This is a genomic window from Streptomyces sp. R11 (assembly GCF_041051905.1).
Classification (GTDB): domain Bacteria; phylum Actinomycetota; class Actinomycetes; order Streptomycetales; family Streptomycetaceae; genus Streptomyces.
The window spans coordinates 9063679-9088097 of sequence record NZ_CP163432.1 but is presented as its reverse complement, the minus strand read 5'-3'; the positions used below and the strand labels follow the sequence as shown (position 1 = coordinate 9088097).

17 protein-coding genes and 3 pseudogenes are annotated in these 24419 nt (G+C 69.3%); 15 read left to right on the top strand and 5 right to left on the bottom strand.

All coding sequences use genetic code 11. The annotated features are described in order from the left end of the window. Window positions 1-669: 669 nt before the first annotated feature. Window positions 670-2940 carry a hypothetical protein gene (locus tag AB5J55_RS41980; protein WP_369276458.1) on the top strand — a complete coding sequence of 757 codons (2271 nt, stop codon included), beginning with the start codon at window positions 670-672 and terminating at the stop codon, window positions 2938-2940. A 54-nt stretch (window positions 2941-2994) separates the two neighbouring features. On the opposite strand, the gene AB5J55_RS41975 is transcribed toward AB5J55_RS41980, so the two are convergent. After that, complete coding sequence (locus AB5J55_RS41975) at window positions 2995-3864, bottom strand: transposase family protein (RefSeq protein WP_369275657.1); 870 nt, start codon at window positions 3862-3864, stop codon at window positions 2995-2997. A 190-nt stretch (window positions 3865-4054) separates the two neighbouring features. Between AB5J55_RS41975 and AB5J55_RS41970 the strand changes: the two genes are divergently transcribed. Further along, window positions 4055-4597 carry a GNAT family N-acetyltransferase gene (locus AB5J55_RS41970; protein WP_369275656.1) on the top strand — a complete coding sequence of 181 codons (543 nt, stop codon included), beginning with the start codon at window positions 4055-4057 and terminating at the stop codon, window positions 4595-4597. On the opposite strand, the pseudogene AB5J55_RS41965 reads toward AB5J55_RS41970, so the two are convergent. Next, window positions 4581-5393, bottom strand: a pseudogene (locus AB5J55_RS41965) (IS5 family transposase). The gene AB5J55_RS41970 and the pseudogene AB5J55_RS41965 overlap by 17 nt on opposite strands. Window positions 5394-6005: 612 nt before the next feature. Between AB5J55_RS41965 and AB5J55_RS41960 the strand changes: the two are divergent. The 3 genes from AB5J55_RS41960 (at window position 6006) to AB5J55_RS41950 (ending at window position 7778) form a co-directional block, all read left to right on the top strand. Next, entirely contained in the window at window positions 6006-6245 is a 240-nt protein-coding gene (locus AB5J55_RS41960) for a hypothetical protein (RefSeq protein WP_369275655.1), read from the top strand. Further along, the gene (locus tag AB5J55_RS41955; RefSeq protein ID WP_369275654.1) at window positions 6245-6622 is read left to right on the top strand and encodes a fic family toxin-antitoxin system, toxin component; all 378 of its coding nucleotides are present in this window, start codon (window positions 6245-6247) and stop codon (window positions 6620-6622) included. Before AB5J55_RS41960 ends, AB5J55_RS41955 begins: the two co-directional genes overlap by 1 nt. Window positions 6623-6836: 214 nt before the next feature. Beyond that, window positions 6837-7778: an SMI1/KNR4 family protein gene (locus tag AB5J55_RS41950; RefSeq protein WP_369275653.1), complete on the top strand. Its 942-nt coding sequence runs from the start codon at window positions 6837-6839 to the stop codon at window positions 7776-7778. Window positions 7779-7850: 72 nt separating this feature from the next. Here the strand turns inward: AB5J55_RS41950 and AB5J55_RS41945 are convergent, their stop codons facing one another. Beyond that, window positions 7851-9812 (bottom strand): cell envelope integrity protein TolA, encoded by a 1962-nt coding sequence (locus AB5J55_RS41945; RefSeq protein WP_369275652.1) that lies wholly within the window; start codon window positions 9810-9812, stop codon window positions 7851-7853. A 1115-nt stretch (window positions 9813-10927) separates the two neighbouring features. After that, window positions 10928-11206, bottom strand: coding sequence for a hypothetical protein (locus AB5J55_RS41940; protein ID WP_369275651.1), 279 nt, complete (start codon window positions 11204-11206; stop codon window positions 10928-10930). A 41-nt stretch (window positions 11207-11247) separates the two neighbouring features. Here AB5J55_RS41940 and AB5J55_RS41935 point away from each other — a divergent pair. From AB5J55_RS41935 to AB5J55_RS41905, 7 genes and pseudogenes are all read left to right on the top strand, one after another. Next, a pseudogene (locus AB5J55_RS41935) lies at window positions 11248-11874 on the top strand (ATP-binding cassette domain-containing protein); the annotation flags it as partial. A gap of 392 nt (window positions 11875-12266) precedes the next feature. Then, window positions 12267-12656 (top strand): lipocalin-like domain-containing protein, encoded by a 390-nt coding sequence (locus tag AB5J55_RS41930; RefSeq protein WP_369275650.1) that lies wholly within the window; start codon window positions 12267-12269, stop codon window positions 12654-12656. Window positions 12657-12778: 122 nt separating this feature from the next. Beyond that, window positions 12779-13654, top strand: coding sequence for a fumarylacetoacetate hydrolase family protein (locus AB5J55_RS41925; RefSeq protein ID WP_369275649.1), 876 nt, complete (start codon window positions 12779-12781; stop codon window positions 13652-13654). 61 nt (window positions 13655-13715) lie between these two features. Further along, on the top strand, window positions 13716-14639 hold the full coding sequence (locus tag AB5J55_RS41920; protein WP_369275648.1) for a VOC family protein: 924 nt from the start codon (window positions 13716-13718) through the stop codon (window positions 14637-14639). Window positions 14640-14665: 26 nt separating this feature from the next. Further along, window positions 14666-16294, top strand: a complete 1629-nt coding sequence (locus tag AB5J55_RS41915; RefSeq protein WP_369275647.1) for a bifunctional 3-(3-hydroxy-phenyl)propionate/3-hydroxycinnamic acid hydroxylase — start codon at window positions 14666-14668, stop codon at window positions 16292-16294. A 37-nt stretch (window positions 16295-16331) separates the two neighbouring features. Further along, window positions 16332-17534: pseudogene (locus tag AB5J55_RS41910) on the top strand (hypothetical protein); the annotation flags it as partial. Window positions 17535-17586: 52 nt separating this feature from the next. Next, window positions 17587-17904, top strand: a complete 318-nt coding sequence (locus tag AB5J55_RS41905; RefSeq protein WP_369276457.1) for a helix-turn-helix domain-containing protein — start codon at window positions 17587-17589, stop codon at window positions 17902-17904. A 130-nt stretch (window positions 17905-18034) separates the two neighbouring features. On the opposite strand, the gene AB5J55_RS41900 is transcribed toward AB5J55_RS41905, so the two are convergent. Then, window positions 18035-18691 carry a TetR/AcrR family transcriptional regulator gene (locus AB5J55_RS41900; protein ID WP_369275646.1) on the bottom strand — a complete coding sequence of 219 codons (657 nt, stop codon included), beginning with the start codon at window positions 18689-18691 and terminating at the stop codon, window positions 18035-18037. A 131-nt stretch (window positions 18692-18822) separates the two neighbouring features. On the opposite strand from AB5J55_RS41900, the gene AB5J55_RS41895 reads away from it, so the two are divergent. From AB5J55_RS41895 to AB5J55_RS41885, 3 genes are all read left to right on the top strand, one after another. Beyond that, window positions 18823-22047 carry a bifunctional cytochrome P450/NADPH--P450 reductase gene (locus AB5J55_RS41895; protein ID WP_369275645.1) on the top strand — a complete coding sequence of 1075 codons (3225 nt, stop codon included), beginning with the start codon at window positions 18823-18825 and terminating at the stop codon, window positions 22045-22047. Window positions 22048-22182: 135 nt separating this feature from the next. Continuing rightward, a complete protein-coding gene (locus tag AB5J55_RS41890; protein ID WP_369275644.1) occupies window positions 22183-23229 on the top strand; it encodes a zinc-binding dehydrogenase in 1047 nt (348 codons plus the stop codon). A gap of 191 nt (window positions 23230-23420) precedes the next feature. Further along, a complete protein-coding gene (locus AB5J55_RS41885; protein ID WP_369275643.1) occupies window positions 23421-24044 on the top strand; it encodes a TetR/AcrR family transcriptional regulator in 624 nt (207 codons plus the stop codon). Window positions 24045-24419: the final 375 nt, after the last annotated feature.

Below are 24419 nucleotides of genomic sequence, written 5' to 3'. Positions count from 1 at the left end.
GCCCGAACTCGGTTGGAAAAGGCCTACACCTTCGCGCACTACGGGGCCTTCTCAGCCCGTCACGGTGACTGGCCGCAGGCCGTGGCGTATGCCCGCAAGGCGCAGCGCCACAGTCGCCGGAGCGGCGAAGGCCCTCAGTGGCTCGAAGTGCGGATGCGTACCGTCTCCGTTCTGTACCTGGCTGCCCGCGAGGAGGCAGACCATGAGGCCGCGCGAGGGCTTGCTCAATCTCTTGAGACTGTATGCCAGCAGCAGATCGACCGCTGGGGCCCGGATCACCCGCGGGCCCTCGAAGCTCTGGTGACCATGGCCTCGGCGCGTCACGAGATCGCCCGGGTCGATGGCGATCTCGCGGGCATGGACCGCCTTACCGATGTGCTGGCGGTGGCGGCACAGCGGACCTCGACCGCGCTCGGTGCCCGGCATCCTCAGGCCAAGGCGGTGCAGCGTGTACTCGCACGCGTCCATGAGGCCACTGAACGGGCGCGGGGGCAGCAGGTCCCGGCTCGGGCCAGAACGGCTCGGCAATCTCAGGCCCCGGCTACGGCTCCGGCTCCGCAACCGCCGCCCTGGCAGGAGCCGGGCGCCGGCATCCCGGCGGGGCCGGAAGTCACGACGGCCGTCTTGGAGTTTCTGGTTCACGGATTCGATGGCACCTCGCCTGAGGAAATGCTGGACGTTCCTCAGACAGTCCGGGTCACCGGTGACGAGAGGGCCGCCATCCACCGGCGGGTCGACGACGTCGACGCGGAGAGCAGAGGCGAGAGCGGTGCCGGCAGGCCGGTGCCTGAGGCGTACGTGTGGTGCCAGAGCAGATATGAACACGTGGCCCGCGCTTCGTGGTTGGTATTGCTGCCTTTCGCGCTCATCAATCTGGCGCACTGGATGCTTCCCGCCGCCGGAGGCCACGTACGTGCGATCCGCCTCTACGGTCTGCTCGTACGGCTGACCGCCCTCACTTTGACGGTGCTGCTGGTGGCCGCCTCCTGTGAGGTGGTCCTGGACCTGGCCGCGTGGCAGTGCGCGGGCAGCCGGGTGTGCGCCCAGGAGCATTCCTGGCTGCGATTCCTCTCGCCGGTGGGGTCAGCGGGCGGTTGGTGGAGTCAGCCGGGCCGCCGCCTGGTGATGGCTGCTCTGGCACCCGCCGCTTTCATCGGTCTGCTGTGGTGGCTGTCCTGTCGCACCTGGAGTGCGTACGAGAGTCAGCAACCGGTGCCGCGCAGCGCCGGATCCGATGACGACAATGACCACGGCAGCGCCTTGAGCCGGCCCGGGTTCTGGTACGGGCAACGTCTGGTGGCGAGGCTGCGTGCGGCGCACGTCGCTGCCGGCTTCCTGACGGTCGCTGCGGCGGTCGGCACTTCCGCGGGCCGCTACGACCGTGCCTCTGGCCACCGGGCTGGGCTTGAGGTGCTGAGCTGGGTCTTCGACACAGCTCTATGTGTGGGGGCGGTTGTTGTCCTCTGGGTGGTATGCCGCCGCGGCCGCAGCGAGCACCGCCTGGACCGGCAAATCGACACTCTCGTGATGCGCTACCTGCCCACAGCCGCCCTGGTCCTGCTCGCCGCGGCCATGCTGTATGCGGGGTGGTCGCGTCCCGACTGGCGTTCCTCAGGCCGGATGCCCGGCGGGGCAGCGTTCAGCATCATCGCCATAGTCCAGTGCGTGTTCGTGATCGCGCTCGGCGTGGTCGCCCGCCTCCTGTACCGCTCGCGTCCCGACCCGCGCACCGCACTGCGCGGCCTGGCCGGCCCAGCCGTTGCGCTGCTCGCCTGCACGCTCGGTGCGGTGCTCAGCGGCGGCATGGCGCAGCGTGCCGGCGACTGGCTGAACAACACTGACGAATCGATTGCCGGGCCGCCCGTCCTGCTGACCTGGCAGGCATCCGCCGCTCCCCCACTGCTGCTCGTGCTCTTGGCCGTGTTCGCTTGGCTGGCCTGGCGCACCCGGCAGGTGAGCCGCCAGGAGAGGGCCCACGTGGAAAGCGACTACCCGGGCGAAATCAGGGACACCGTCCGCACCCGCCGCATCGCGAGCAAACGCGCACGTGCCGCGCTCATCGACCGGAGTCCCCTGGTCATCGGTGTCGCCTCCGGCGGGTCCCTGGCCCTGTGCATGGCCGGACTCACGGGTGCCTTCGTGACGGAGAAGGGGCCGAGCGAGGCGGCGCAGGGTGCCGGCGGTCTCGTACAGGGGACGGCTGAGGCCGCACAGGCGCTCGGCTCTTGGCTGATGGTCGTCGGCTTTCTCCTCTTCCTCGCCTGGAGTCATCACGCCTACAAAGGGCAGGCGGGCCGCCGCACCATCACCGTCCTGGACATGGGCACCTTCTGGCCGCGCGCCGCCCACCCCCTCGCGCCGCCCTGCTACGCCGAACGCGCCGTGCCCGACGTGGCCTGGCGCATCACGACGTGGAGCCAAACCACGGGCGGGCGTCTGGCTCTATCCGCCCACGGCCAAGGCAGCGTCCTGGTGGCAGCCGCCATCTGTCAGCTCAGCCCATCCCTGCGCCGCCGGGTCGCCCTGCAGACCTACGGCTCGCCTCTTGAACGGCTCTACGGACGGTGGTTCCCTGCCCACTTCGGCCCGGCCAGCCTCACCGCACTGCACGGCAGCGTCCAGGGCTGGCGCAACCTGTACCGCCTCACCGACCCCGTCGGCGGACCCATCCGTCTCGCCGGAGACCATGGGCCTGCAGTCGATCGCGCACCCCTCGTGGACCCTCTCGCGCTCGGACGCACTGCGCAGCATCCGCTGCCCGCCCCGATCCTCGGCAACGTCGGATACCAGACGGATCCGGCCTTCGCGGAGGAGGAGGCGAAGTTGCTGGCCGGCCTGCGGCCGGCCGTGACGCCCAGGTCAGCGTCCGCGCTTCCCGCAGCTGCCCCGGGCGGCGATGCGCGCACAGGGCCGCCACAACCGCCCTCGCCGTCTGCCTAACGACCTCGTGCACAGTTGGCCGTGGCACGTCGAGGTCTGCGGCGCTGACGGCATTCACGCTCGAAAGCTGCGGTAGAGAGTGGCGGTCTGCTGGTGTGAGAGCAGCCCGGCCACGGCTTGGACGATGTCGCTCATGTGCTCGCGACGGCCGAGGTGGCGGGCAAGTGCCCGCCAGTTCTTCAGGTGTGCGATGCCGTGCTCGACGCGGATGCGCCGTGATGAATGCGCCTTGCGCTGCTGCTCGTGCCGCTCTTCGTACCAGGCGGGAGCGTTCTTCCTGAACTTGCGGTGCGGTGGTGTGACCACCCGTCCGCTGGTCTGGGCGCCCATGCCCTGATAGCCGGCATCCGCGAGGATCTCCATGAACGGGCCGTCGGCCAGGAGCTCGACCAGTCCGAGCTGCCGGGCCTGGGTGATGTCGGCGCAACTGCCTGGCCGGACCGGGCTGCAGAACAACACGCGCCCCTCGGCGTCCGTGACGACCATGGCTTTCACGGCGTTCTGCTTGGTCTTGCCGGAGACGAACTTGTCCCGGTCCTTGCGGCCTGCGGCCGGGCGTCGCACACAGATCTCCGTGCCGTCGATGATCCCGGTCCTGCCGCCGGCACCCAGGTGCTCGATGACCTCGGCGAGAGAGCCCAGGCGGATGCCCGGCGCGACGGTGCAGCCCCGCTGCGCGAGCAGGGGCCGCACCTCGCCGATGGCGCGTGTGATGGTGGAGCGGTCCACGCCAAACCGGCAGGCCAGCACGTCATGCGTGGTGCCATGGCGCAGACTCACCAGGGTGGCCGGCAGCCGGTCGACGAAGACGAACTTGTACTTCGCTCCGGCTCCTACAGCCCGCCGCCGCGGCCGAGCCGTCAGCCGAGCCTGATGCTCCTCATGCCACAACGGCCCCACCTCAGCGACGAGTTCAGCGGTCACACCCGGCGACAGCCCAGTGACCCGGTACTCCGCCACAATCAACTCACGCGCCCCAACCCCCACCATGCACAGCTCAACGAGCCACCTGAGTACTGAGCCACGGCCAACGGTGCACGAGGTCGTTAGGGCGTGTATCGAAAGTGCCTGGTGAGGATGGCGGAGGGCCCATTTTGTGATCCAGAATGCTTGGATGGTCACGCTTGAGACTCCCCGTTTGATCCTGCGTCGCTGGCGCGAGGAAGACGTTGCGCCCATGGCTGCCATCAATGCCGACCCCGAGGTCATGCGGTGGATCCGTGACGGCAGCGTCCGTGACGAGCAGCAGACTCGCGGTGGGATCCAGGCATGGGAGAGCGAGTGGGAGTCACAGGGCTTCGGCCTGTTCGCCGTGGAGATCCGGTCCACTGGCGAGTTGGCCGGGTTCACCGGCCTTTCGGTGCCCGACTTCCTGCCGGAGGTACTGCCGGCGGTTGAGGTCGGATGGCGGCTGGGACGTTCCCACTGGGGGCAGGGCTTGGCCACCGAGGCCGCTGCAGCCGCTGTACGGTACGGGTTCGAAGAGCGAGGGCTGGAGCGGATCGTCAGCATCACTCAAGTGGGCAACGACGCCTCCGAACGGATCATGACCAAACTGGGGATGCATCCGATCCGTGAGACCGTCAATCCCACCGGCGGTCGGCGAGTCCGGGTGTTCGAGTTGTCGTCGGACCAGTACGTCACAACCACTCGTTGATGGCGGCAACGAGGACGGTAGCCTCGTAGCGGACCGCGAGTTTGTCGTACCAAGTGGCCACGGCTCGATGTCTCTTGAGGCGATTGATGCCGCACTCGACCGCGTGCCGGGCCTTGTAGTCCTCTGGGGTCGAACCTCGGTGGCCGGCCACCGCTGGACCCGCGCCTCCTGCGGTTGCGAACCTGGTCGGCCTTGTCCGGAATGGTGCAGCGGATTCCCCGGCGGCGCAGGTAGGCGCGGTTCTTCCGGCAGGCGTACGCCTAATAGGCACTGTGGATTGGCAGTTGTCAGTCTTGGCAGAGGCCGGGCGAGACGTCTGGACCGTATGCAGCGCCTGGGAGTGCTCGACAGCCAAGTGCAGCTTGGTCGTGAACCCGCCACGCGAATGCCCCAGCCCGTGATCACCGGGCTCGTCGAAACACCGCCCGGTGGTTCCTTCTGCAGGTCACCCTGCTTGCGGGCCCCGGCCGCATGCTGATGGGCACGGCACACGGTGGAGTCGACGCTCAGGTCCCACACGATCGCGCCCTTCGCATCAGCCAGGGCCTGGAGCCGGGTGAGAACGTGGTGCCAGGTGCCGTCTCGCTGCCACCGGCGAAACAGGTCGTAGATCCGGCCCCACGGCCCGTACTCGACGGGCACGTCCCGCCATGGCACCCCCGGTGCGGACCCGGAACCGTATGCCGTCGATCAGCTGCCGCCGGGACCAAACCGGCGGCCGCCCCACCGTCATCCTCTTCGGCAACAGCGGCTCCAGCACCGCCCACTGCTCATCTGTGAGATCTCCCCGCCCCATGAACCGGACAGTTGCCGCTAATGCGATGATCTTCCTAACGGCGTGATCATGACACGCTTCCAATTGGATGCGCACCACACTTTTGGGACATATCTGCCAGTCGACGTCCCGTTGGTCCCAGCGTCAAACAGACAGCGCCCGGCCGGGGCTTCTACTGTTCCCACTTACCCCGCGTCGGGCAGCGCTCCGCCCACATCCGGGCAGCCATCTCATCCGCTTCGACCTGCGGCGTACCAGCTTTTACGAGAACGATGCCGCGCGACTGGTCAGGGAATGTCACCTCGCGCATGGTCGTGCCCAGAGGGCTCGCCGACGACTCGTCTGACATGACACACCCAATCTGTCGACCAACGGCCACGCTAGCTGCCGACAGCTGCCACAGACGGCGCCAGCCAGCACGCGTCCGGGTGATCTCGGACAGCAGCCGCTACACCCCGGGCCCGCCGAGTACGGCTTCAATGACAGTTTCGGTCTCCAACGCGCGGAGCCTGCGCGGCCTCGCCCAGCACGTCGAGGTCCCGGTCTCGGCCGAGAAGGTAGCCGGGCACAAGCTGGCCTGCCTGTGGGTGGTAGCGCGTCCCTCTGGTTGGTAACAGCTGTTACCATGCTGGTATGGCGAAGACTCAGCTCGGCGTCCGTGTCGACCCCGAAGTCAAGAAACTCGCCCAGGCCCGGGCCAAGGACCGCGGCCTGGACCTCGGTGACTACATCGCCCGCCTCGTCCGCGACGACGCCGAGGGCCTGCGCCAGCGCGGCCTGGACGCCGCTCGCCGCTTCCTCGACGAGCACCAGCAACTCTTCGACGAGGCAGAGGACGACGACGTCCAGGCGCCGGGAGCGCACGCCGCCTGATGGACCTGCACATCGACGTCCCCTGGATCCTCCAGGTCGCCGAGCTGGCGGGCGCCGGAGACCCCGCGCCCGACGACTACGGCGTGCCGGTGGCCGCTGTCGCCTGTCACAAGGCCGAGCTCCTGGACACACCGGTCTACGACGGTCCCTACGCGCGCGCCGCGGCCCTCGTGCACGTCCTCGGCCGCTGCCGTTGGCTGGAGCGCTCCAACATGGCCGTCGCCGCGGCGACCGGCGTGATGTACCTGGAGGCGTCCGGGGTCTCGGTCAAACCCACCCGCGAAGACGCCCTCGCCCTGCGCGACCTGCTGCGCGACCCAGCCTGCACCAGCGGCAGGATCGCTGCTGTGCTGCGCGCCTGGCCCGTCCCCAGTTGACGCCGAGTGTCCCTTCCAGCCAACCACCGCACTGATCATTTAGTTAGGGGTTCCTGCTCGCCGTCGGTGGTGCGATGGTCCAACGCGCGGAGCACGGAGGCGAGTTCGGTGGTCTCGGCCGCACGGCAAGTGGCCCAGACAGCCCTGCGGCTGAGCGTCGGCGTCCTAGGGTGAGTGGCAGCGTCCTCCATCGACCAGCAAGGAGCACCAGGCCGTGATCGTCGAGATCCCCGCGCACGTACGCGAGCTCGCCCCCCAGCTCGGAGCTGGCGTGCCCTACGCTCTGAAGGTCTTGGCCGGCCAGCTGGCCGACGACCCGGGCATGGGTGAGCCTTCGGCTCTGCCCGGCATCCTCACGGTGATGGTCGACGGCGAGGTGTTCGAGGACTGCCCCGACCTGACTGTGGGCTATGTCCGCGAGGTCGACCGGATCGAGATCCGGTACGTGAACCCGGCCGCCGTTGTCGAGCCCGCAACAGATACCCAGGATCAGAACCACGAGCTGGGGCAGGCTGCTGATCCTGCCGCCGACGCGGTCACCGTACGGGAGGTCGGCGATGCCTGGCGGCGCATCACCGGCTGGCTCCAGCGCCATGCGCCCGATTCCTACGCTGCGCTGCGCGCCGGAGCGAGTCCTGCCGCCATCGACGCACTGGAAGAGGACCTTGGCATCCGGATACCCGTCGAGCTGCGCGCCCTGTGGCTGCTGACCGCGGGCGACGACGGGGCCAATGGATGGGGATGCCTTCCAGGCAACAGGGCTCTGATGACCTTGGACGCCGTGGCTGCCACCTACCGGCTTAAGACGGACGCCCAAGCTGATCAGGACGCCCTCAACGCCAACCGCACCGAAGACAACCGGATCACCGTGTGGCAGGCAACCTGGATTCCGGTGTTCGCCTTGGGGCCAGCCGACAGTACTTCGGGTCTGTACCTGGACAGCACGACCGGTTACCTGGGCCCCTGGTCCCGCTACAACGACAACCCAGGCGAGGAGCTCGACACACTGGTCACCTACCTGGAAGAGACTGCCGACATGCTTGAAACCCCGGCCCTGGCCGCGCGCGACAAGCCCGGTCTGATCGGTGGGACGCTGGTGTGGCTCAGCAGTATCGATCCAGCACAGGAGGACCAGTGGCAGCGTTGGGCCGACTGACCACGAAAAGTAGGGGGCCAGCCCTGCGGGCTGGCCCCCTGGGTGCCTTTATCTGCTGGCGTTCAAGCTACGTCAGCCGATCTTGCGCCACGTGCAGGTGGTCGTGGTCGACGTGCAGTGCTCGTATCCCGGAAGCGTCACGAAGAACCCGTCACCGTCCAGCGTCCGCCACTCTGGGGCGGGAAAACCGCTGAACGCCTTTTGGTTCTGCGTGCTCGAGACAGCTGCACGCCCGCATCGCTCAGTGCCGCTCGGTCCGTTCGTCATCGTACGGGTGTCCGCGAGGAGACCGAAGTTCGCCGAGCCGTCACCCATCTTGTCGGTGAAGAGCTGAGCGCACTTGGTGCCAGAAGACACCAGGTTGACGCTCTTCGGGTATCCGCCTGACTCGTGCGTCGAGGCCATCGCGAACTCGTCGCAGTCGACCGAGCCCACCGAGGCATCGGATGGGTGCACGCTCCAGGAAGAGGTGGGCCCACAAATGACCTTGCGGCTGTCGTCCCTCGTCCACGGATTGCCCGCGCTGTTCTTCACCGTGGTGTCCGGGCCCAGGTAGTGCATCAGTGAGTCCCACCGCTTGGAGCCGGCGTGATCGGGCATCACCTGCTGCATGTACCAGTAGTACGCCCCGGCGGCCGGGTACTTGTTCGTGTCCACCGTCCAGGTCGTCTTGAAGTACGGCAGCACGCAGCCCGGCGCCGAGGACTTGAGGTAGTCGTCGCAGCGCGGCGCGAGCTCCCGCACCTCATCGATCCCGGAGGTCCCGAAGGAAGCCGTAGCGATCGCGGTGTCGCTGGCGTCCACGGTGGCGGTTACTGACCAGCCCAGATCGATGGTCTCCTTGCCCGAGCCGTTCCACTGCGTCGTGACGCGGCCCCACCGGTCGCCGTACGGCGCGCTGGTGCCGTCCACGTCCCAGTAAGCGGTCGATCCAGCGTTGTTGTTCTGCCCGTCCGTCCACTTCACGTTCGACGTCACACACGACTGGCACGTCGTCCCAGCGTTCCACTTCATCGTGACGCCTTCCAGCGCCTGGTCGATCGAGACCGGCATGATCGCGATCGCCTGGTCGAACTCCGCGAAATTCGACCCGGACGCGCCCTTGTTCGGGTACGCCTTGATCCGCTGCTCGAAGTCGAACTCGGCGGTGCCGATCGTCACGTCCCGCCCCGGGTCGACGAAGATCAGCGTCGCCGATCCGATGTTCTTCAGGCAGGCGTCGGTGCGGTTCATGTAGTCCTTGCCCACCGGCTTGTCCCAGCACCAGTCGACCAGCTCCACCGCAGGCGCCACCCTTGTTTCCGCGGCCGCTTCTGCTGGAGACTTCCCGGCCTTTCGGGCCTTGGCCTCCTCGGCCTTGCGTACCGCCTCGGCGCGCTTGTTGGCGCGCGCCTTGGACTCCTTGGTGGGAGGAGACAGCTCGATGCACAGCTGGTGGCCCTCAGCGTCCTGCTTGCCGCAGGTACGTTTCTGCGTGGCTTCCCGCTTCACCGCACCACTTGGGGTGAACGTAGGCAGAGCCGGCCCCGGATCCGTCCGTGTGACCTCGGCGATCTCCTGGTTGTCGGAGTCGATCGTCGACGACGTCTGCGCTGCGGGGAACTTCATGTAGGGGTCGATGCGGAAGTCCGCATAGGGCGACCAGGTCGTCTCGTACAGGCTGCCGTCGTAGGCGGAGGTACGAAACTTGTACAGCACGCCGGGCTTCAGCAAGCCATACGGCACCGTCACCCTCGCCGTCCCGCCAGAGGACACATACGACGACACCAGCACGTCGTACTCGCCCGTCCCGTCCAGGTCAACCTCGGCCTTCGGGGTACCGTCCGCGTTCGTGGTCCACACCTGGAACGTCAGATTCGATTTGTCTCCGTCCGCATCGGTCACAGTGTTGCGCAGCACCACATCCGGAGTGATGACCCGCCAGACAGTCCCCGACTTGGAGAACTTGGGGCCGGCCGACGGCGCCCTGCCGGAGACCGGCCGCTCTCCCCCGGCAGCGATGGCCGTCAGGTCCTGCGGTCCCGCCGCGGCCAACGCCTCTGGCGAAGCTCCCAGATCGGGCGCAGGCGGGGCGGGGGCAGCTGCTGCCGTTCCCATTCCCGCCAGTAGAGCCAGGGCGGCACCAGCCGCAACATGTCCCCACCCCGACGCACGTAAAGGTCTCACTTCTTCAATCCCCCCTGCGAGGTTGTGAGTTGTGCACGTCAACCCACACACCCCATCACGCATACATGCAGTGCAACATGATCAAACTCATGGTTTATCGAACAGGTACTCGAATCCAGCCAATGGGCGCCGTCGCACTCACGGCAACGGCGTGAAACGACCGGCTCGTCCACGAGATGTTCGGCCTCATCGGCCACGCCCTGGACATCGACCTGCGCGACCACTCCGACCTAGCCGCCGAAGTCCGGACCGTGTACGCCGAAGCCGGGCCGGCCTCACCGCGGGCCAGGCAATGGAGCCCCACCTCGGCCAGTGAGGCCGAAGCGGTACGCGGTCCCCGCCGGTGGCCCTTCAACACACGGGGACCATCCGTCCTGCAAGCCGACGGAGCGCCCGTGGCGGCGACGCCCGGGTCCGGGTCCTCCGTCGTCATCTGGGGTCGCGGCATGGCACCTTATGGCTTTGCGCGCCGGGTCACAGCCCTGACGAGGTCGGTCTTCGCGACCTGCAGGGCGAATCCCTCGGCGGCGCCCGGTGCGGGCTTGGCGTACCAGGGGAGGGCACGGCGGCGCCACTTGGCCGGGGCGAGGTTCTGCGGAAGCTCAGGGAGGGGCAGCGCCCAGTTGCCGAGCCGGAGTTCACCGCGCCATGTTCCGACAGGGAGTTCGGTGACCGGATCATCGTGGTCGGCCGCGCCCTCGAGGACGGCTTGTGCAAGCTCTGCCGTGAGGAGGCCGCAGCGCTGGGCGCCGCCGTCGTGCCGACGCCCGCTGCCACTTCGGCCGGGCAGGAGACCTGCTCGGGCCAGGACGGAATGGTGTTGTGCGGCGCAAGCCCCTGCCAGCCCGCAGCATCTGCGGTGTCCACCGTGTCCAGGAGCTGGCCGGGGAGGGGGCGTGATGACCGAGAATCCGCAGCTCAGTGGCGTCCCCAGCCGGGTCAATTTGCGTACGACGGCGTGAGCACGGTCATGGTCTGTGAGATCAACAGCGTGACTGGCACGATGAGTTGAGACGAAAGGCGGGGTTTTCGTGCGTGGTGACAGGCGGCAGATCCAGACGGCGGTCCTGGCCAGCGCGGACTCGGAGGAGCCGCTGATACTCCCGCTGGAAGCGATCGAGTTGGACGCCTTCCGACGCCTTCACGAGCACGACACGTACTGGTGCGGGCTGCTGCTCGGAGGCTGCGGCCTTCAACTGACCACCAAGCTGTATACCGACCGGGTCTGCCACTTCGCCCACCACCCCGGCCCCGATGGTCACCCTCACCTGTGTAGGCGCCGCGCCCGCGGCGTGAGCAGCGCCGATCCTTCCTCGACGACGCCGCCGCCCGCGCCCCCAAGCGCGGCCCCCACCCACACGCTGCGCCGACCGAGGAGATCCGGCTCGAGGAGGTCGTCTACCAGTACCCGGGCAAGGACAAGCCCGCCGTAGACGGTGTCTCCCTCGCGCTGCGGCGCGGCCAGATCCTCGCGATCGTCGGCGCGAACGGATCGGGAAAGTCCACGCTGACCAGGCTGCTGACCGGGATCTACCTGCCGGACAAGGGCAAGGTCCCGTGGAACGGCACCGACCTCGCCGAGGTGGACCCCGCCACGGTGTGGGCGAACACCGGCCTGGTGCCGCAGATTTTCGCGCAGTAGCCGCTGCGGGTCCGCGAGAACGTCACCCTCGGCCAGCCTCGCACCCACGACGACACCCCCGTGTGGGAGGCCGTCGACGCGGTAGGTTTGCGCGAGGCCGTCGAGGAACTACCCGCAGGCCTTGACACCCTCCTGGCCCGCGATGTCTTCGGCGGCTCGGAGCTCTCCGGCGGCCAGTGGCAGCGCGTGGCGTGTTCGAGGGCCCTGTACCGGCGCCCGGGACTGCTGATCCTGGACGAGCCCACCTCCCAGATGGACCGGCGCGGCGAGCACCAGATCTTCGAGCAGCAAGCCGGCCCACCGGCACTACCGCAGGACTCCTGGCCGCCGACGTCGGTACGGCCGGCCCTGGTCCGCCCGGACACCGTGCGATGGCAGCCGCCGTCGAAGCCCTCGTCCGCGACCGGCACTTCGACGCCGTGGTGGAGTCGGCGCTCGCCGGCCCGGGCGACTTCCGTGCCTCCCCGGCGGATCGGCGGGGCGCATGGGCGCTGTCAGCCCAATGCAGGCGGAATTCTTGGTTCCGGAGACCGAGAGTCGGTGCGGTGGTCGCAGGTTGACTGGTGTGTGTGGGCGGCAGGGGCCGACCACTCGGCCCGGCCGCTCGGGCATCTCCGTGGTGCTGTGACGGTGCCCGTCGGGGTCGGGCCGACGGTACTTGACCACGGTGCGAGGCGGACATGGACAGCTTGGTCGGAGCCTGGGAGCTTGAGGACTTCACGCTCACACGTGAGGGGACGGTCGTCCATCCGCTCGGGGAGCGTCCCAGCGGGATGCTGCTCTACACCGCCGACGGGTGGATGAGCGCGCTGCTGACAGTCCATCCCGATGATGCTCCGGTCGCATCCCCGTTCGAGGAGACGGCCAGCGGGACCGTGGCGTATGCCGGACGCTGGGAGCGCGAGGCGGACGGGCCGGTCGTGCACCGCCTTCAGGCCAGTCACTACACACCGTGGACGGGGACGGCCCTGGTACGCGATGTCCGGCTCAACCAGGCAGGGCTGGAGCTGACAGCTGCCGGACCCGATGAGTCCCTGTTGCGCCTGCGCTGGCGCCGAGCCGGCGCCTGAGGGCCCAGGCCGGGCCACCTGCTCGCCACGCAGCCGGAGCAGCGAGCCACGCCCGCATGGCTGATCCCCTCTCAGAGCACATTTCTTTCCCTCATCCCCTTTTCTCATGGAGGTGTCGTGCCATGCGCACAGCCACGCTCAACAGCCGCCTGGTGCTCGTCTTCCCTGACGGTGCCGTCGACGTGGAGAAGGCCAGCGACGGGCTGTTCTCCTCGGACCCGCAGGCAGTCTTCGACCGCTGGGCCGAGTTCCGCTCCTGGGCCGGGTCGGAGGCCGCGACCGGCCACGAGCGGACCCCTGTCGAGGAGCGGCAGCTGGGCGCGCCGGTTCCGCGCCCGCGGCAGGTCTTCGCGGTCGCGTTGAACTACGCCGACCACGTGTCGGAGTCGGGGGTCGCCGTACCGGAGCGTCCCGCTGTCTTCACCAAGTACCCCACGTCCCTGACCGGGCCCTACGACACGGTCGCGCTGCCGAGTGCCCTGGTCGACTGGGAGGTCGAGCTGGTAGCGGTCATCGGTCGTGAGGCGTACCGGGTGGCCGCCTTGGACGCGTGGCAGTACGTGGCCGGCCTCACGCTCGGTCAGGACCTGTCCGAGCGCGGCATCCAGTTGCAGGGACCGGCACCCCAGTTCTCGTTGGGCAAGTCGTTCCCCGGCTTCAGCCCGACCGGGCCGGTCCTGGTCACCCCGGACGAGTTCGACAATCCCGACGACCTAGCGCTCGGCTGCGCGATCGACGGCGAGACCATGCAGGACTCGCGCACCTCCCAGATGATCTTCTCGGTTTCCGAGCAGATCGCCTGGCTCTCGTCGATCTGCCCGCTGCTGCCCGGCGACCTGATCTTCACCGGCACACCGGCAGGTGTGGGCGGCGCCCGGAACCCGCGCCGCTTCCTGGCGCCCGGCGAGGAACTGCGCAGCTGGATCGACGGCATCGGTGAGCTGCGCACTGCGCTGATCGCAGGCTCCAGCTACCCGGAAGGCACGCAGGCCGCCTGACACGCGGCACATGAGTTCCCTGCGCAGATGACCGCACATTGAAGCTTTTGAGGAGACTGCCATGTCCCTGCATCGCGTGGCGCACATCACGATGGGCGTGCCCAATGTGGCCGCCACCTCGGCCTACTACGCCGATTTCGGGCTGACCGACCTCGGCGACGGCCGTTTCGCGACTGCCGACGGAGGCGAACAGCTCAAGATCGTGCAAGCGGCGCGGCGCCGCCTGGAGGACCTCACCCTGAGCGCCGATGAGCCCGACGACCTCGGCCGGATCGCCTCCGCCCTGGACCGGCTCGAGGTGCCGTTCGTCCGGGACAGCCACCGCCTGCGCGCGGTCGACCCGGGCACCGAGGTGACGGTGACCGTCGAGGTGCAGCCGCGCATCGTGCAGTCCGCGCCTGTCGCGGCGCCATACAACGCTCCCGGCCGGATCGAGCGGGCCGGCGAGCGTGCCCCGGGCGTGCTGCGTGAAGGGCCGGTGCGCGTCCGCCGGCTCGGACACGTCGTCCTGGGCTCCACCGACCAGGAGGCGTCCCAGCGCTTCTTCACCGAAGGGCTCGGCTTCAAGGTCAGCGACCAGGTACCGGGTGCGGCGTTCCTGCGCTGCTCCACCGACCACCACAACGTGCTCGTCCAAAAGGCCCCCATCTCCTTCCTCCACCACACCTCCTGGCAGGTGGATGACGTGGACGAGGTCGGACGCGGCGCCACCCGGATGCTGGAAGGCCACCCCGAGCGCCATGTGTGGGGTCTGGGCCGCCACCAGCTGGGGTCGAACTTCTTCTGGTACCTCAAGGACCCGGCCGGCAACTTCTCCGAGTACTACTCCGACACGGACTGCATCGTCGACGACCAGCTGTGGACCCCCGGGATGTGGGAGGACGCCCGCCTCGCTCTGTACAACTGGGGCCCGCCCGTACCGCCGTCCTTCCTCCGCCCCGAGGACCTCGCCGCGATGATGACCGGCGCGCACGACGCCGGCTGAACGAACGCAAGGAGACGGAAGTACGTATGAGCATCTCCACCAAGGGCCTCGCCGAGGAGCCCTACGACGTGCTGGTCGTCGGCGCCGGCCCGGTCGGGCTGGCACTGGCCATCCAGGTGGCCACCCGGGGTCGGCGGGTCGGTGTCGTCGAACGCTGGCCGCAGGCCTACCCGTTGCCGCGGGCGGTCGTCTTCGACCACGAGGCCGGCCGCATCCTGGCATCCCTGGGGACGGACATGGCCGCTGTCAGTGAGCCCGCTGTGGAGTACGAGTGGCGCAACGCAGAGGGCCAGAGACTCCTCCATTACGACTTCTCGGACGGCAGCCACTCCGGCTGGCCCAACCTGAGCGCGTTCAACCAGCCCACCCTGGAAGCGGCCCTGGAGGAGCGCGTCCGGTCGCTCCCGGGGATCGACATCCTGCGCGGCTGGGAAGCCGTCGGCGTCCACGAGGGCACCACGGCCGTGGAAGTCACCGTGGCGCAGAGCACGGGAGACGAGCCCCTGCTCCGTGACGGAGAACGCGCGCAGCGTACCCTCCGGGCCGCGTACGTCGTCGGCTGCGACGGCGCCAACAGTTTCATCCGGTCGTGCATGCGCACCTCGGTCACCGACCTCGGCTTCAAGTTCGACTGGCTGGTCCTCGACGTCATACCCCATGACCGGGACCGCGAGTGGACGCCCCGGAACCTGCAGATCTGCGATCCGGGCCGGCCGACCACGGCGGTGGTCGGCGGCCCGGGCCGCCGTCGCTGGGAGTTCATGCGCCTGCCCGGCGAGTCCATCGCAGAGCTCAACCAGATCGAGACCGCCTGGAAGCTGCTCGAGCCGTGGGACCTGCACCCGGGCAACGCCACCATGGAGCGGCACACCGTCTACACCTTCCAGGCACGGTGGGCGGACGCCTGGCGGGAGGGCCGGCTGCTGCTGGCCGGGGACGCGGCCCACCAGATGCCGCCGTTCGCCGGGCAGGGCCTGTGTTCAGGCCTGCGTGACGCCATCAACCTGAGCTGGAAGCTCGACCTGGTGCTGTCCGGGAAAGCCGACGAGGCGCTGTTGGACACGTACACCATCGAACGAAGCCAGCATCTGCAACATGCGATGCAGACGTCTGTGCGCCTGGGGAGGGTCATCTGCGAGCCGGACCCGGCCGCGGCCGCCGAGCGCGACGCCCGCATGCTCGCCGACCAGGAGGCCGGGCGGGTACCGCAAGGAGACCCGTTCCTGCAGACCTTCGCGGACGGACTGCTGGACGGCGACCTCTCCGGTGCCCGGGCGGAGCCGACCGGGCAGCTCAGCCGACAGGGACGGGTGCGGTTCAGTGGCCGTACCGGCCTGTTCGACGAAACCGTCGGCATCGGGTTCACCCTGCTCACCACGGGTGATCCGCGTGACGGGCTCGACGAGGACACACTGGCCTGGTGCGATGAGGTCGGGCTCCGCCTGCTGAGGATCACCGACGATCCGACGGCGAGCGGCCCCGACGACGTCGTCGATCTCGACCGTACTTACCTGGCCGACCTGGCCGGGGCCGGCCTTGAGGCCATGTTGGTGCGCCCCGACTTCTACGTCTTCGGCGGCGCGAAGAGTACGGCCGACGTCCCGCGTCTGGTGGCTGCGCTGCGCGGCAGGCTCACGGCGGTACCCGTCCCGTAGCACACTGCCTGAGTCGTCGGCGCCGCGGACGGCGCCCATGGCCGGCTGCCCCGAGCACAGTGGCACGGGGCGGCCGGCGCTCCATGCGTTGCTCCGTGCCGCCGCGCGGAGTGAACGACTCCGGCCGGTGAACGGTACGACCGTGCCGGCCGGGCAGAACGCCTCCTGCCGTCGGCCGTATGGCGGCGCCCGCCGGCGACGGGGTCCGCGGCTGCTCGACGCTCCCGGGAAAGTTATGGTCCCCTGGCCTGGGCGGCAGCGGCGAGCGGCCCGCTCGCCCGCATCCCCGGTGAAGGAGGGAAACGACGTGACGGGGCAGTGGCTTGAATGGTTGCAGCCGGATCCCAGCCGCCCCACCGAGCCCGTCCTGTCGCCGGCCGAGCTGGCCGCGGCACGCACAGAGCTCGGCCCGGCAGCGGTCGGGTGGGCGCTGCAGAGTGCCGACGCGATCGCGGAGGAAGTCCTCAGGAAAGTGCCCGAGCACGGCGGCGGTCCCGCTGCCGTGACCACCCTGAGACGTGTGACCCAGTCCGCGGTGCTGACGGGCTTGTACTTGATGCGGTCCGACTTCAACGCGCCCATACCGCCCCTCGCCGAGGAAGCCCTGGAAGGATGCCGGGAGTTCGCGCGCCGCGGGATCCCGCTGGAACTCGTCCTGCGCGGAGTGCGGCTCGGTCACGCGCAGCTGACGCGCGGCCTGGCGTCAGGGGTCGAGGAGCACGTTCCGGCCGACCAGCGCCTGGGTGAGCTGCGCCGGATCGAGGACCTGATGTTCTCCTACGTCGACGCCCATTCGAGCGTGATGGCCGAGGAGTACATCGCCGAACGGGACCGCTGGCGTGGCAGTGACGAAGCCGCACGCCGCGCCGTCATCGACGAATTGCTGGCCGGCCGCCCGGTCGACCAGGAGGCCGCCGCCGGGAGTCTGCGGTATGACCTGTCCCGCACGCACGTGGCCGCGGTGCTGTGGGACGACACCGCCGGCTCGGGTCCCGCCGCGGAACGGCTGCACCACGCGGCCGCCTCCGTGGCCCGGGCCCTGGAGGCGGCCAAGGCGCTCATGATCCCGGCCCACGGCAACACTGTGTGGGCCTGGTTCGCCGTTACCGGCGAACTCGCCGAAGACCGCATCGAGCGCCTGCGAAGCTCTCTGCCCGACCCGGCAGGGGTGCGTGCGGCGCTCGGCCCGCCCGCGACCGGCCCGCACGGCATGCGCCGCAGCCATCGCGGAGCGCTGCAGGCACAGCGGATGGCCTCGCACGGTACGCGTTCCTGGCTCTGCGAGTACCGGGATGTCCGCCTGGCAGCCCTCGTCACGGCTGACTCCGAACACGCCCGCTGGTTCGTACAGGAGGTGCTCGGCCCGCTCGCCTCCGAGGGCGCCCGGCTGCGGGAGCTTCGCGAAACCCTGCGCGTCTACCTCGCCGAGAAAACGCAGCCTGCGCACCGCGTCCGACCGTCAGCACATCGCCCGCAACACCGTCACCTACCGCGTCAAACGCGCGGAGGAACTGCTGCCCGCAGCCACCACAGCGGGCAGCTCACTTGAACTGCGGGTGGCGCTGGAAATCGCGGCTGCCTCGGAGCACGGCACATCGGCCAGCGGCTGAGGCGTCATCGCCTCTGGGGCGATGGATGCAGCAATGCCCCCCGCCAGCTGGTGGGCAGGACTACCGCCCGATAGCTGCACAACCTCGGCTCCGCCGTCGGGTCCCTCGGGTCGGCCGCCGCTCCTCCCCGTCAGGCCTCCTCGCGGGCCCGCGCGGGATGACCTTCGACGCCGGTGATCACGGCTTCCACCGCCCAGCTGAACATCGTGTCGAGAGCGGCTTGCGGGAGTGGGGGCGTGTCTTCCCCGCGCGGGCCGGTGGGTGCCGGCGGCAAGCTGCTCCACCGCTGCAGTGCTCCGGTCAGTTCGCCGCCCAGTAGCCCCGAGAACACCGCGCACAGGGTGCCGGCCACGCGCGGGACTTCGGAGGTCGGCAGACCCGCGGCGGCGAGTGTGTCGGTGAGTCCTTTCCAGAAGGAGTCTTCCGGCTGGATGAAGTCGGCGCGCCCGAAGGAGTAACCCATCAGTTTGGGGTGCTGGTGCGACAGGGCGCGGAAGTCCAGGGCCAGTTGCCGCAAGCGGTCCTGCCAGGGAGCGTCCACCCGTTCCGGGGTGCGGAACTGTGAGCCGACGCGTTCGGTCACGCCGCGCAGTACGGCGTCCTTGTTCGGCACGTGGTGGTACAGCGACATCGGGTTCGCGTCCAGCGCGGTCGCGAGCTTGCGCATGCTCAGTGCCTCGACCCCGTCGGCGTCGATGAGTTCCAGCGCCTTGGCGTAGATGCCGTCCTTGGTGAGCGGTACGTCCCTCTTTCGCGTCCCTCGGGGAGCCCTTTTTTGATTTTCCATACGACGTATGGTACCACTGAAAGCAGTTCCATACAGCGTATGGAAACCGGGGCCCGCTGCCCGCCGGCGGCCTCACCCGCAGCGCGCAGCGCCCTTGCCCCTCCCCCCTCTCCGCGCAGAAGGAGCACGCCATGACTCGGCAACCTGTGACCGACCCGAGCGCCACACGGTCCCCGGGCGGGGTCCCGATCCTCGGCGACACACCGCAGATTCCCGACACCAACCCGGTCGCGTATTTCGCCGAGCTGTCCAAGCAGTTCCCCGAGGGCATCTTCAGCCTGGACCTGGGCGGCCAGGAGAACGTCTTCGTCTACGACCCGGACCTGGTCACCGAGGTTTCCGACGAGACGCGTTTCGGGAAGCCGATCCTGGCGCCGCTGTCCCATGTCCGGGACTACACCGGCACCGGCCTGTTCACGGCTCATGAGGAGGACGACGGCGAGCTCTGGGGCATGGCGCACCGGATCCTCATGCCGGCCTTCAGCCAGCGGGCCATGAAGGGTTACTACGGGCAGATGCTGGAGATCGCCCAGAACCTGGTGGGCAAGTGGGAGAGCAAGGCGGGCCGGCCCGTAGCCATCACCGATGACTACACCCGGCTGACGCTGGACACCATCGCTCTGTCCGGGTTCGCCCACCGGTTCGACTCCTTCGCCAAGGAGGAGCTGCACCCGTTCCTCAACGCGCTGCTGGAGGCGCTGACGGAGTCGATGCGGCGCACGGGTGAGCTGCCGGAGATGACCGCGCTGCGCGCGGACGACGACAAGAAGTACCACGAGAACATCCAGGTGATGCGCGACCTGGTCGAGCGTGTGATCAAGGAGCGCCGTCAGGGCAACAGCAGTGGTGAAGGCGACCTGCTGGGTCTGATGCTGGAGGCCACCGACCCGGAGACCGGCAAGCCGCTGGACGACGAGAACGTCCGGGACCAGGTGGTGACGTTCCTGATCGCCGGTCACGAGACGACCAGTGGTCTGCTGTCGTTCGCGACCTACTCGCTGATGCGCAACCCGCACGTGCTGGCCCAGGCCTACGCGGAGATCGACCGGGTGATGCCGGGCGACACCGTCCCGGACTACGACACGATCATGAAGCTGGACGTCATCCCGCGCATCCTGGAGGAGACCCTGCGCCTGTGGGCCCCGATCCCGCAGATCATGAAGGCGCCGCTCCAGGACACGGTGATCGGCGGCCGCTACGAGCTGAAGCAGGGCACGCAGACGAACCTGCTGATGGGCCCGCTGCACACGCACCCCAATGCGTGGGAGCGGCCGTACGAGTTCGACATCGACCGGTGGCTGCCGGAGAACCGGGAGCAGCATCACCCGCACGCCTACAAGCCGTTCGGCAACGGCCGACGTGCCTGCATCGGCCGCCAGTTCGCGCTCACCGAGGCCCGCCTCGCCCTGGCGCTGGTGCTGCAGAAGTTCAAGTTCTCCGACGCCAGCGACTACCAGATGGACGTGCGGGAGGCGCTGACGCGCAAGCCCGGCGACTTCGAGCTGGTCGTACGGACCCGTCACGAGCACGAGCGGACCGTCTTCAGCGTCGCGGACGCGCAGGGCGACAATGCCGAGCAGCAGGCCGCGGTCAGCGGTGTCGGCGTGAACCTGACCGTCGCCTACGGCTCCAGCCTGGGCTCTTGTGAGGACCTGGCGCGCACGATCGCCGATCGCGGTGAGCGTTCCGGGTTCGGTACCACCCTGACGAGCCTGGACGAGCTGGGCGACAACCTGCCCACCGAGGGCCTGCTCGTGGTCGTCGCCGCCAGCTACAACGGCAAGGCGCCTGACAACGCCCAGCGCTTCGACGACCTGCTCGCCGCCGGGCTGCCGGAAGGCTCGCTGAAGGATGTGCGGTTCGCGCTGCTGGGTGCCGGTAACACCCAGTGGGTGGCCACCTATCAGGCCTTCCCGAAGCGGGTCGAGGAAGGCCTGCTGGCTGCCGGTGCCACCCCCTTCGTCGAGCGCGGCATCGCCGACGCCGCCGGTGACTTCGACGGCATGGCGAGCCGCTGGATGGACACCCTGTGGGCCACCCTGGCCGAGGAGTACGCCGCCGACACCTCCGACGCGGGCGGACCGCGCTACGAGGTGCAGCTGCTCACCGAGGCGGACGTGCGCCCGGCGATCGTCTCCGAGCAGGCCTACCCGCTGACCGTGCTGGCCAACGAGGAACTCGTCAGCGACGCCACCGGCCTGTGGGACTTCCAGATCGAGCCGCCACGCCCGTCCGCGAAGTCCCTCACCATCGAGCTGCCCGAGGGTGTCACCTACGACACCGGCAACCACCTCGCGGTCTTCGCCAAGAACGAGCCCGCGCTGGTGGACCGCGCCCTCGCGCGGCTCGGCGTCGACCGCGACCAGGTGCTCCGCCTCGACCAGCCCGCCGGCGGCCGGACCCACCTGCCGGTGGGCACGCCCGTCACCGCCGGCCTGCTGCTCACCGAGTTCCTGGAACTGCAGGACATCGCCACTCGCTCCCAGATCCGGAACCTGGCCGAGCACACCCAGTGCCCATGGACCCGGCCGCAGTTGGAGGCGTACACCGCCGACACCGAGGAAGCCGAGGAGCGGTACCGGAAGGAGATCCTCGACAAGCGCGTCTCGGTGCTCACCCTTCTGGAGCGCCTCCCGGCGGTCGAACTGCCGCTGGGTAGCTTCCTGGAGATGACGGGCCCGATCCGGCCCCGCTTCTACTCCATCTCCTCCGCCCCGCAGGCCAACCCGCGCCAGGTCCGCCTGACCGTCGGCCTGCTTGAGGGGCCCGCCCTGTCCGGCGACGGCCAGTACCGGGGCACCTGCTCCTCCTACATCGCAGGCCTCGAGCCCGGAGACGTCGTCTACGGCTACGTACGCGTGCCCTCTCCGGCCTTCGCCCCGCCGGCCGACCCCACGACGCCGCTGATCCTCATCGGCCCCGGCACCGGCATCGCACCGCTGCGCGGCTTCCTGGAGGAGCGTGCCGGGCAGCACGAGAACGGCACGAGGGTCGGCCTGTCCCAGGTCTTCGTCGGCTGCCGGCACCCGGAGCACGACTACTTCTACCGGGGCGAGATGCAGGCCTGGGAGCGGTCCGGCATCGCCCGGCTCCACACGGCTTTCTCCGCGGTGACCGGCCACCCGGCCCGGTTCGTGCAGAACGCCCTCGCAGGCGCCGCCGACGAAGTGTGGCAGGCCATCGAGGACGGCGCGTACATCTACGTCTGCGGCGACGGCCGCCGCATGGCACCCGCCGTCCGCGAAGCCCTGGGCGCGATCTACCGCAAGCGGACCGGCACCGACGACGAGGCCGCCCAGCAGTGGCTCGCCCAGCTCGAAGCCGACGAGCGCTACCAGCAGGACGTCTTCGCCTGACCCCCCCATACGCCGGGAGGCGTGCGGCACCACCTCCCATGCCGTACGCCTCCCGGCCTCCACTCAGCCTCTGGGAAACCCGGCACCCGTCTGCGCGAACCGCCGGACAGTGCCATCCACAGAAAGCAGATCCGCATGGACACCATGCTCGCCGGACGCTTCTACGTCGACAGCAAGAAGTTCCTCGTCGAAGAGGTCCCCGTCCCCGTACCCGGCCCGGGCGAGGTCCTCGTCGAGGTCAAGGCCGCGGGCGTCTGCCTGTCGGACGTCCACCTGCTCGACGGCACCCTTCCCCCGCTGTTCCTCGAATCCGACGCGGTCACCGTCGGCCACGAGGTCTCCGGTGTGGTTCACACCCTCGGCCCCGACCTCAAGCGGGGCCTGACCGTCGGCACCCGCGTCACCCTGGAGGCCGGCAAGAGCTGCAACCGCTGCGCCGACTGCGCACGCCGCCGCCCCTGCTCCCGGTTCCGTACCGCCGGCATCGACTACGACGGCGGCTGGGCCCAGTACATGGTCACCCCCGAGGAGACCCTCGTCCCCATCCCCGACAGCCTCCCGTTCGACCAGGCGGCGATCATCCCTGACGCGGTCTCCACCCCGTACGCCGCTGTCGTCGCCACGGCAGGCGTCCGTCCCGCCCAGTCCGTCGGAGTCTGGGGTGTGGGCGGAGTCGGCGCGCACAACGTGCGTCTCGCCCGCCTGGTCGGCGCCGCGCCGATCATCGCGATCGACCCGCTTCTGAGCGCTCGCGAGCGTGCCCTGACCTTCGGCGCCGACCTGGCCCTGGACCCGACGGCCCCCGACTTCGCCGAGCAGGTCCGCGCGGCCACCGGCGGGAAGGGCCTGGACTTCGCCTTCGACTGCGCCGGCGTACCCGCCGTCCGCGAGCAGGCCGCCGGAGTGCTCGGCCGCGGAGGCCTTCTGATCCTGGTCGGCATCACCCCCAGGCCGCTCACCATCACCGAGGGCCTCACCTTCAACTACATGATGAAGCAGGTGCGCGGCCACTACGGCGCCACCCCCGAGGGCGTCGTCGAGCTGGTACAGCTGGCCTCCAGCGGCCGCCTCGACCTGGCCCCCTCCATCACCGACCACATCCCGCTCACCGACGCCGCCGACGCCGTCCACCGGCTGGAGAACAAGATCGGCGACCCGATCCGCCTCATCCTCGTCCCCTGACGTGTGATCAGCAGGACACCAAAGCCACCCCGGGCAGGGGTGAGTGGGCGTCGGTGCTCGAGGGTGCACCGGCGCCCACACTTTCCCGGCGTCCCCGGGTCACGCGGATGCCGCACCCACCCGTGCCTCTCCCGCAGAGCGGAGGCCGCGGGACCTGCCCGCACCTGATCCGGCACAGGGGAGCCATGCAGATGACCGCAGTCCTGGACCGCTTTCCACAGCGCAGCAACGCCCGCTCGAACCGCACACGCATCCTCGCGACCGCCCGGCAGCAACTGCTGGACCACCCCGACGCGAGTCTGGACAGCATTGCTCAGGCGGCCGGCGTCGTGCGCCGCACTCTCTACGGACACTTCTCCAACCGGCAAGCGCTGGTCGCCGCCTTGACACAGGAGGCAGGCCAAGCGCTTCAACAGGCGTTCACCGCAGCCCGTACGCCAGGTGATGACCCGCTGGAAGCGATGGCACGGATGGCCCTGGCGGCCTGGGACGCGGGTGACCACTACCGCATGCTCGTCTCCCTCGAGCGCCGCCACCCAGGAGAAGAGTCCATACGCGCCGCACTGGCACCGGCCCGCGAGGAAGCCGGCGCAACCGTTCAACGCGGGCAGGACGAAGGCGTGTTCGCGGACCTCGTCCCCGCCCCCGCCCTCGCCCTGGCGCTGGAAGCGCTGATGCTGGCCCTCGCCGAGGCGAACGCGGCGTCCACCTGGGTGGACCCCACGGGTGAGGCGGCGGCGACCGAGCTGCTCGCCGCCGCCGGTGTGGCACCGCAGGTGGCTGCTCTGCGCGTTCGGGACGTTCTGCATCGGTGATGCGTGGCCCTCGCGAGACAGCCCTGTCGCTCACACGATGCCGCCGATACCTTCCACATCCAGCGCTGCAACGTCGGTCACCCCGGTGACAACCCGTGGTTCCCGCGCCGGCCTCGCGTGCCCGTCGACGACGCCATCGCCTGGGCCTGACAGCGCCGCTGCCGCCGAAGGGCCGTGCCTTGGGCGCCGCTGCTCTCGCGAGTGCCGCGCCCCGGCGCCGACGGTGGCTCCCGGACGCCCTAATCACAGGTCCGCGCCCGACAGGGCGCCACCCCAGGGCTATGCCCTGGGCAACCCGATCTGCGAAGCGATGCGATCCAAGCCGTTCCGAACCACGCCGTATCCCCAACGGCCAGCGCGGTGTGCGTCCCGGGC

Coding starts and splice junctions, on each gene's coding strand:
- AB5J55_RS41980 (WP_369276458.1), top strand. CDS start 670: ATGCTGGACGTTCCTCAGACAGTCCGGGTCACCGGTGACGAGAGGGCC.
- AB5J55_RS41970 (WP_369275656.1), top strand. CDS start 4,055: ATGGTCACGCTTGAGACTCCCCGTTTGATCCTGCGTCGCTGGCGCGAG.
- AB5J55_RS41960 (WP_369275655.1), top strand. CDS start 6,006: ATGGCGAAGACTCAGCTCGGCGTCCGTGTCGACCCCGAAGTCAAGAAA.
- AB5J55_RS41955 (WP_369275654.1), top strand. CDS start 6,245: ATGGACCTGCACATCGACGTCCCCTGGATCCTCCAGGTCGCCGAGCTG.
- AB5J55_RS41930 (WP_369275650.1), top strand. CDS start 12,267: ATGGACAGCTTGGTCGGAGCCTGGGAGCTTGAGGACTTCACGCTCACA.
- AB5J55_RS41925 (WP_369275649.1), top strand. CDS start 12,779: ATGCGCACAGCCACGCTCAACAGCCGCCTGGTGCTCGTCTTCCCTGAC.
- AB5J55_RS41920 (WP_369275648.1), top strand. CDS start 13,716: ATGTCCCTGCATCGCGTGGCGCACATCACGATGGGCGTGCCCAATGTG.
- AB5J55_RS41915 (WP_369275647.1), top strand. CDS start 14,666: ATGAGCATCTCCACCAAGGGCCTCGCCGAGGAGCCCTACGACGTGCTG.
- AB5J55_RS41905 (WP_369276457.1), top strand. CDS start 17,587: ATGTCCGCCTGGCAGCCCTCGTCACGGCTGACTCCGAACACGCCCGCT.
- AB5J55_RS41900 (WP_369275646.1), bottom strand. CDS start 18,691: ATGGAAAATCAAAAAAGGGCTCCCCGAGGGACGCGAAAGAGGGACGTA.
- AB5J55_RS41895 (WP_369275645.1), top strand. CDS start 18,823: ATGACTCGGCAACCTGTGACCGACCCGAGCGCCACACGGTCCCCGGGC.
- AB5J55_RS41890 (WP_369275644.1), top strand. CDS start 22,183: ATGGACACCATGCTCGCCGGACGCTTCTACGTCGACAGCAAGAAGTTC.
- AB5J55_RS41885 (WP_369275643.1), top strand. CDS start 23,421: ATGACCGCAGTCCTGGACCGCTTTCCACAGCGCAGCAACGCCCGCTCG.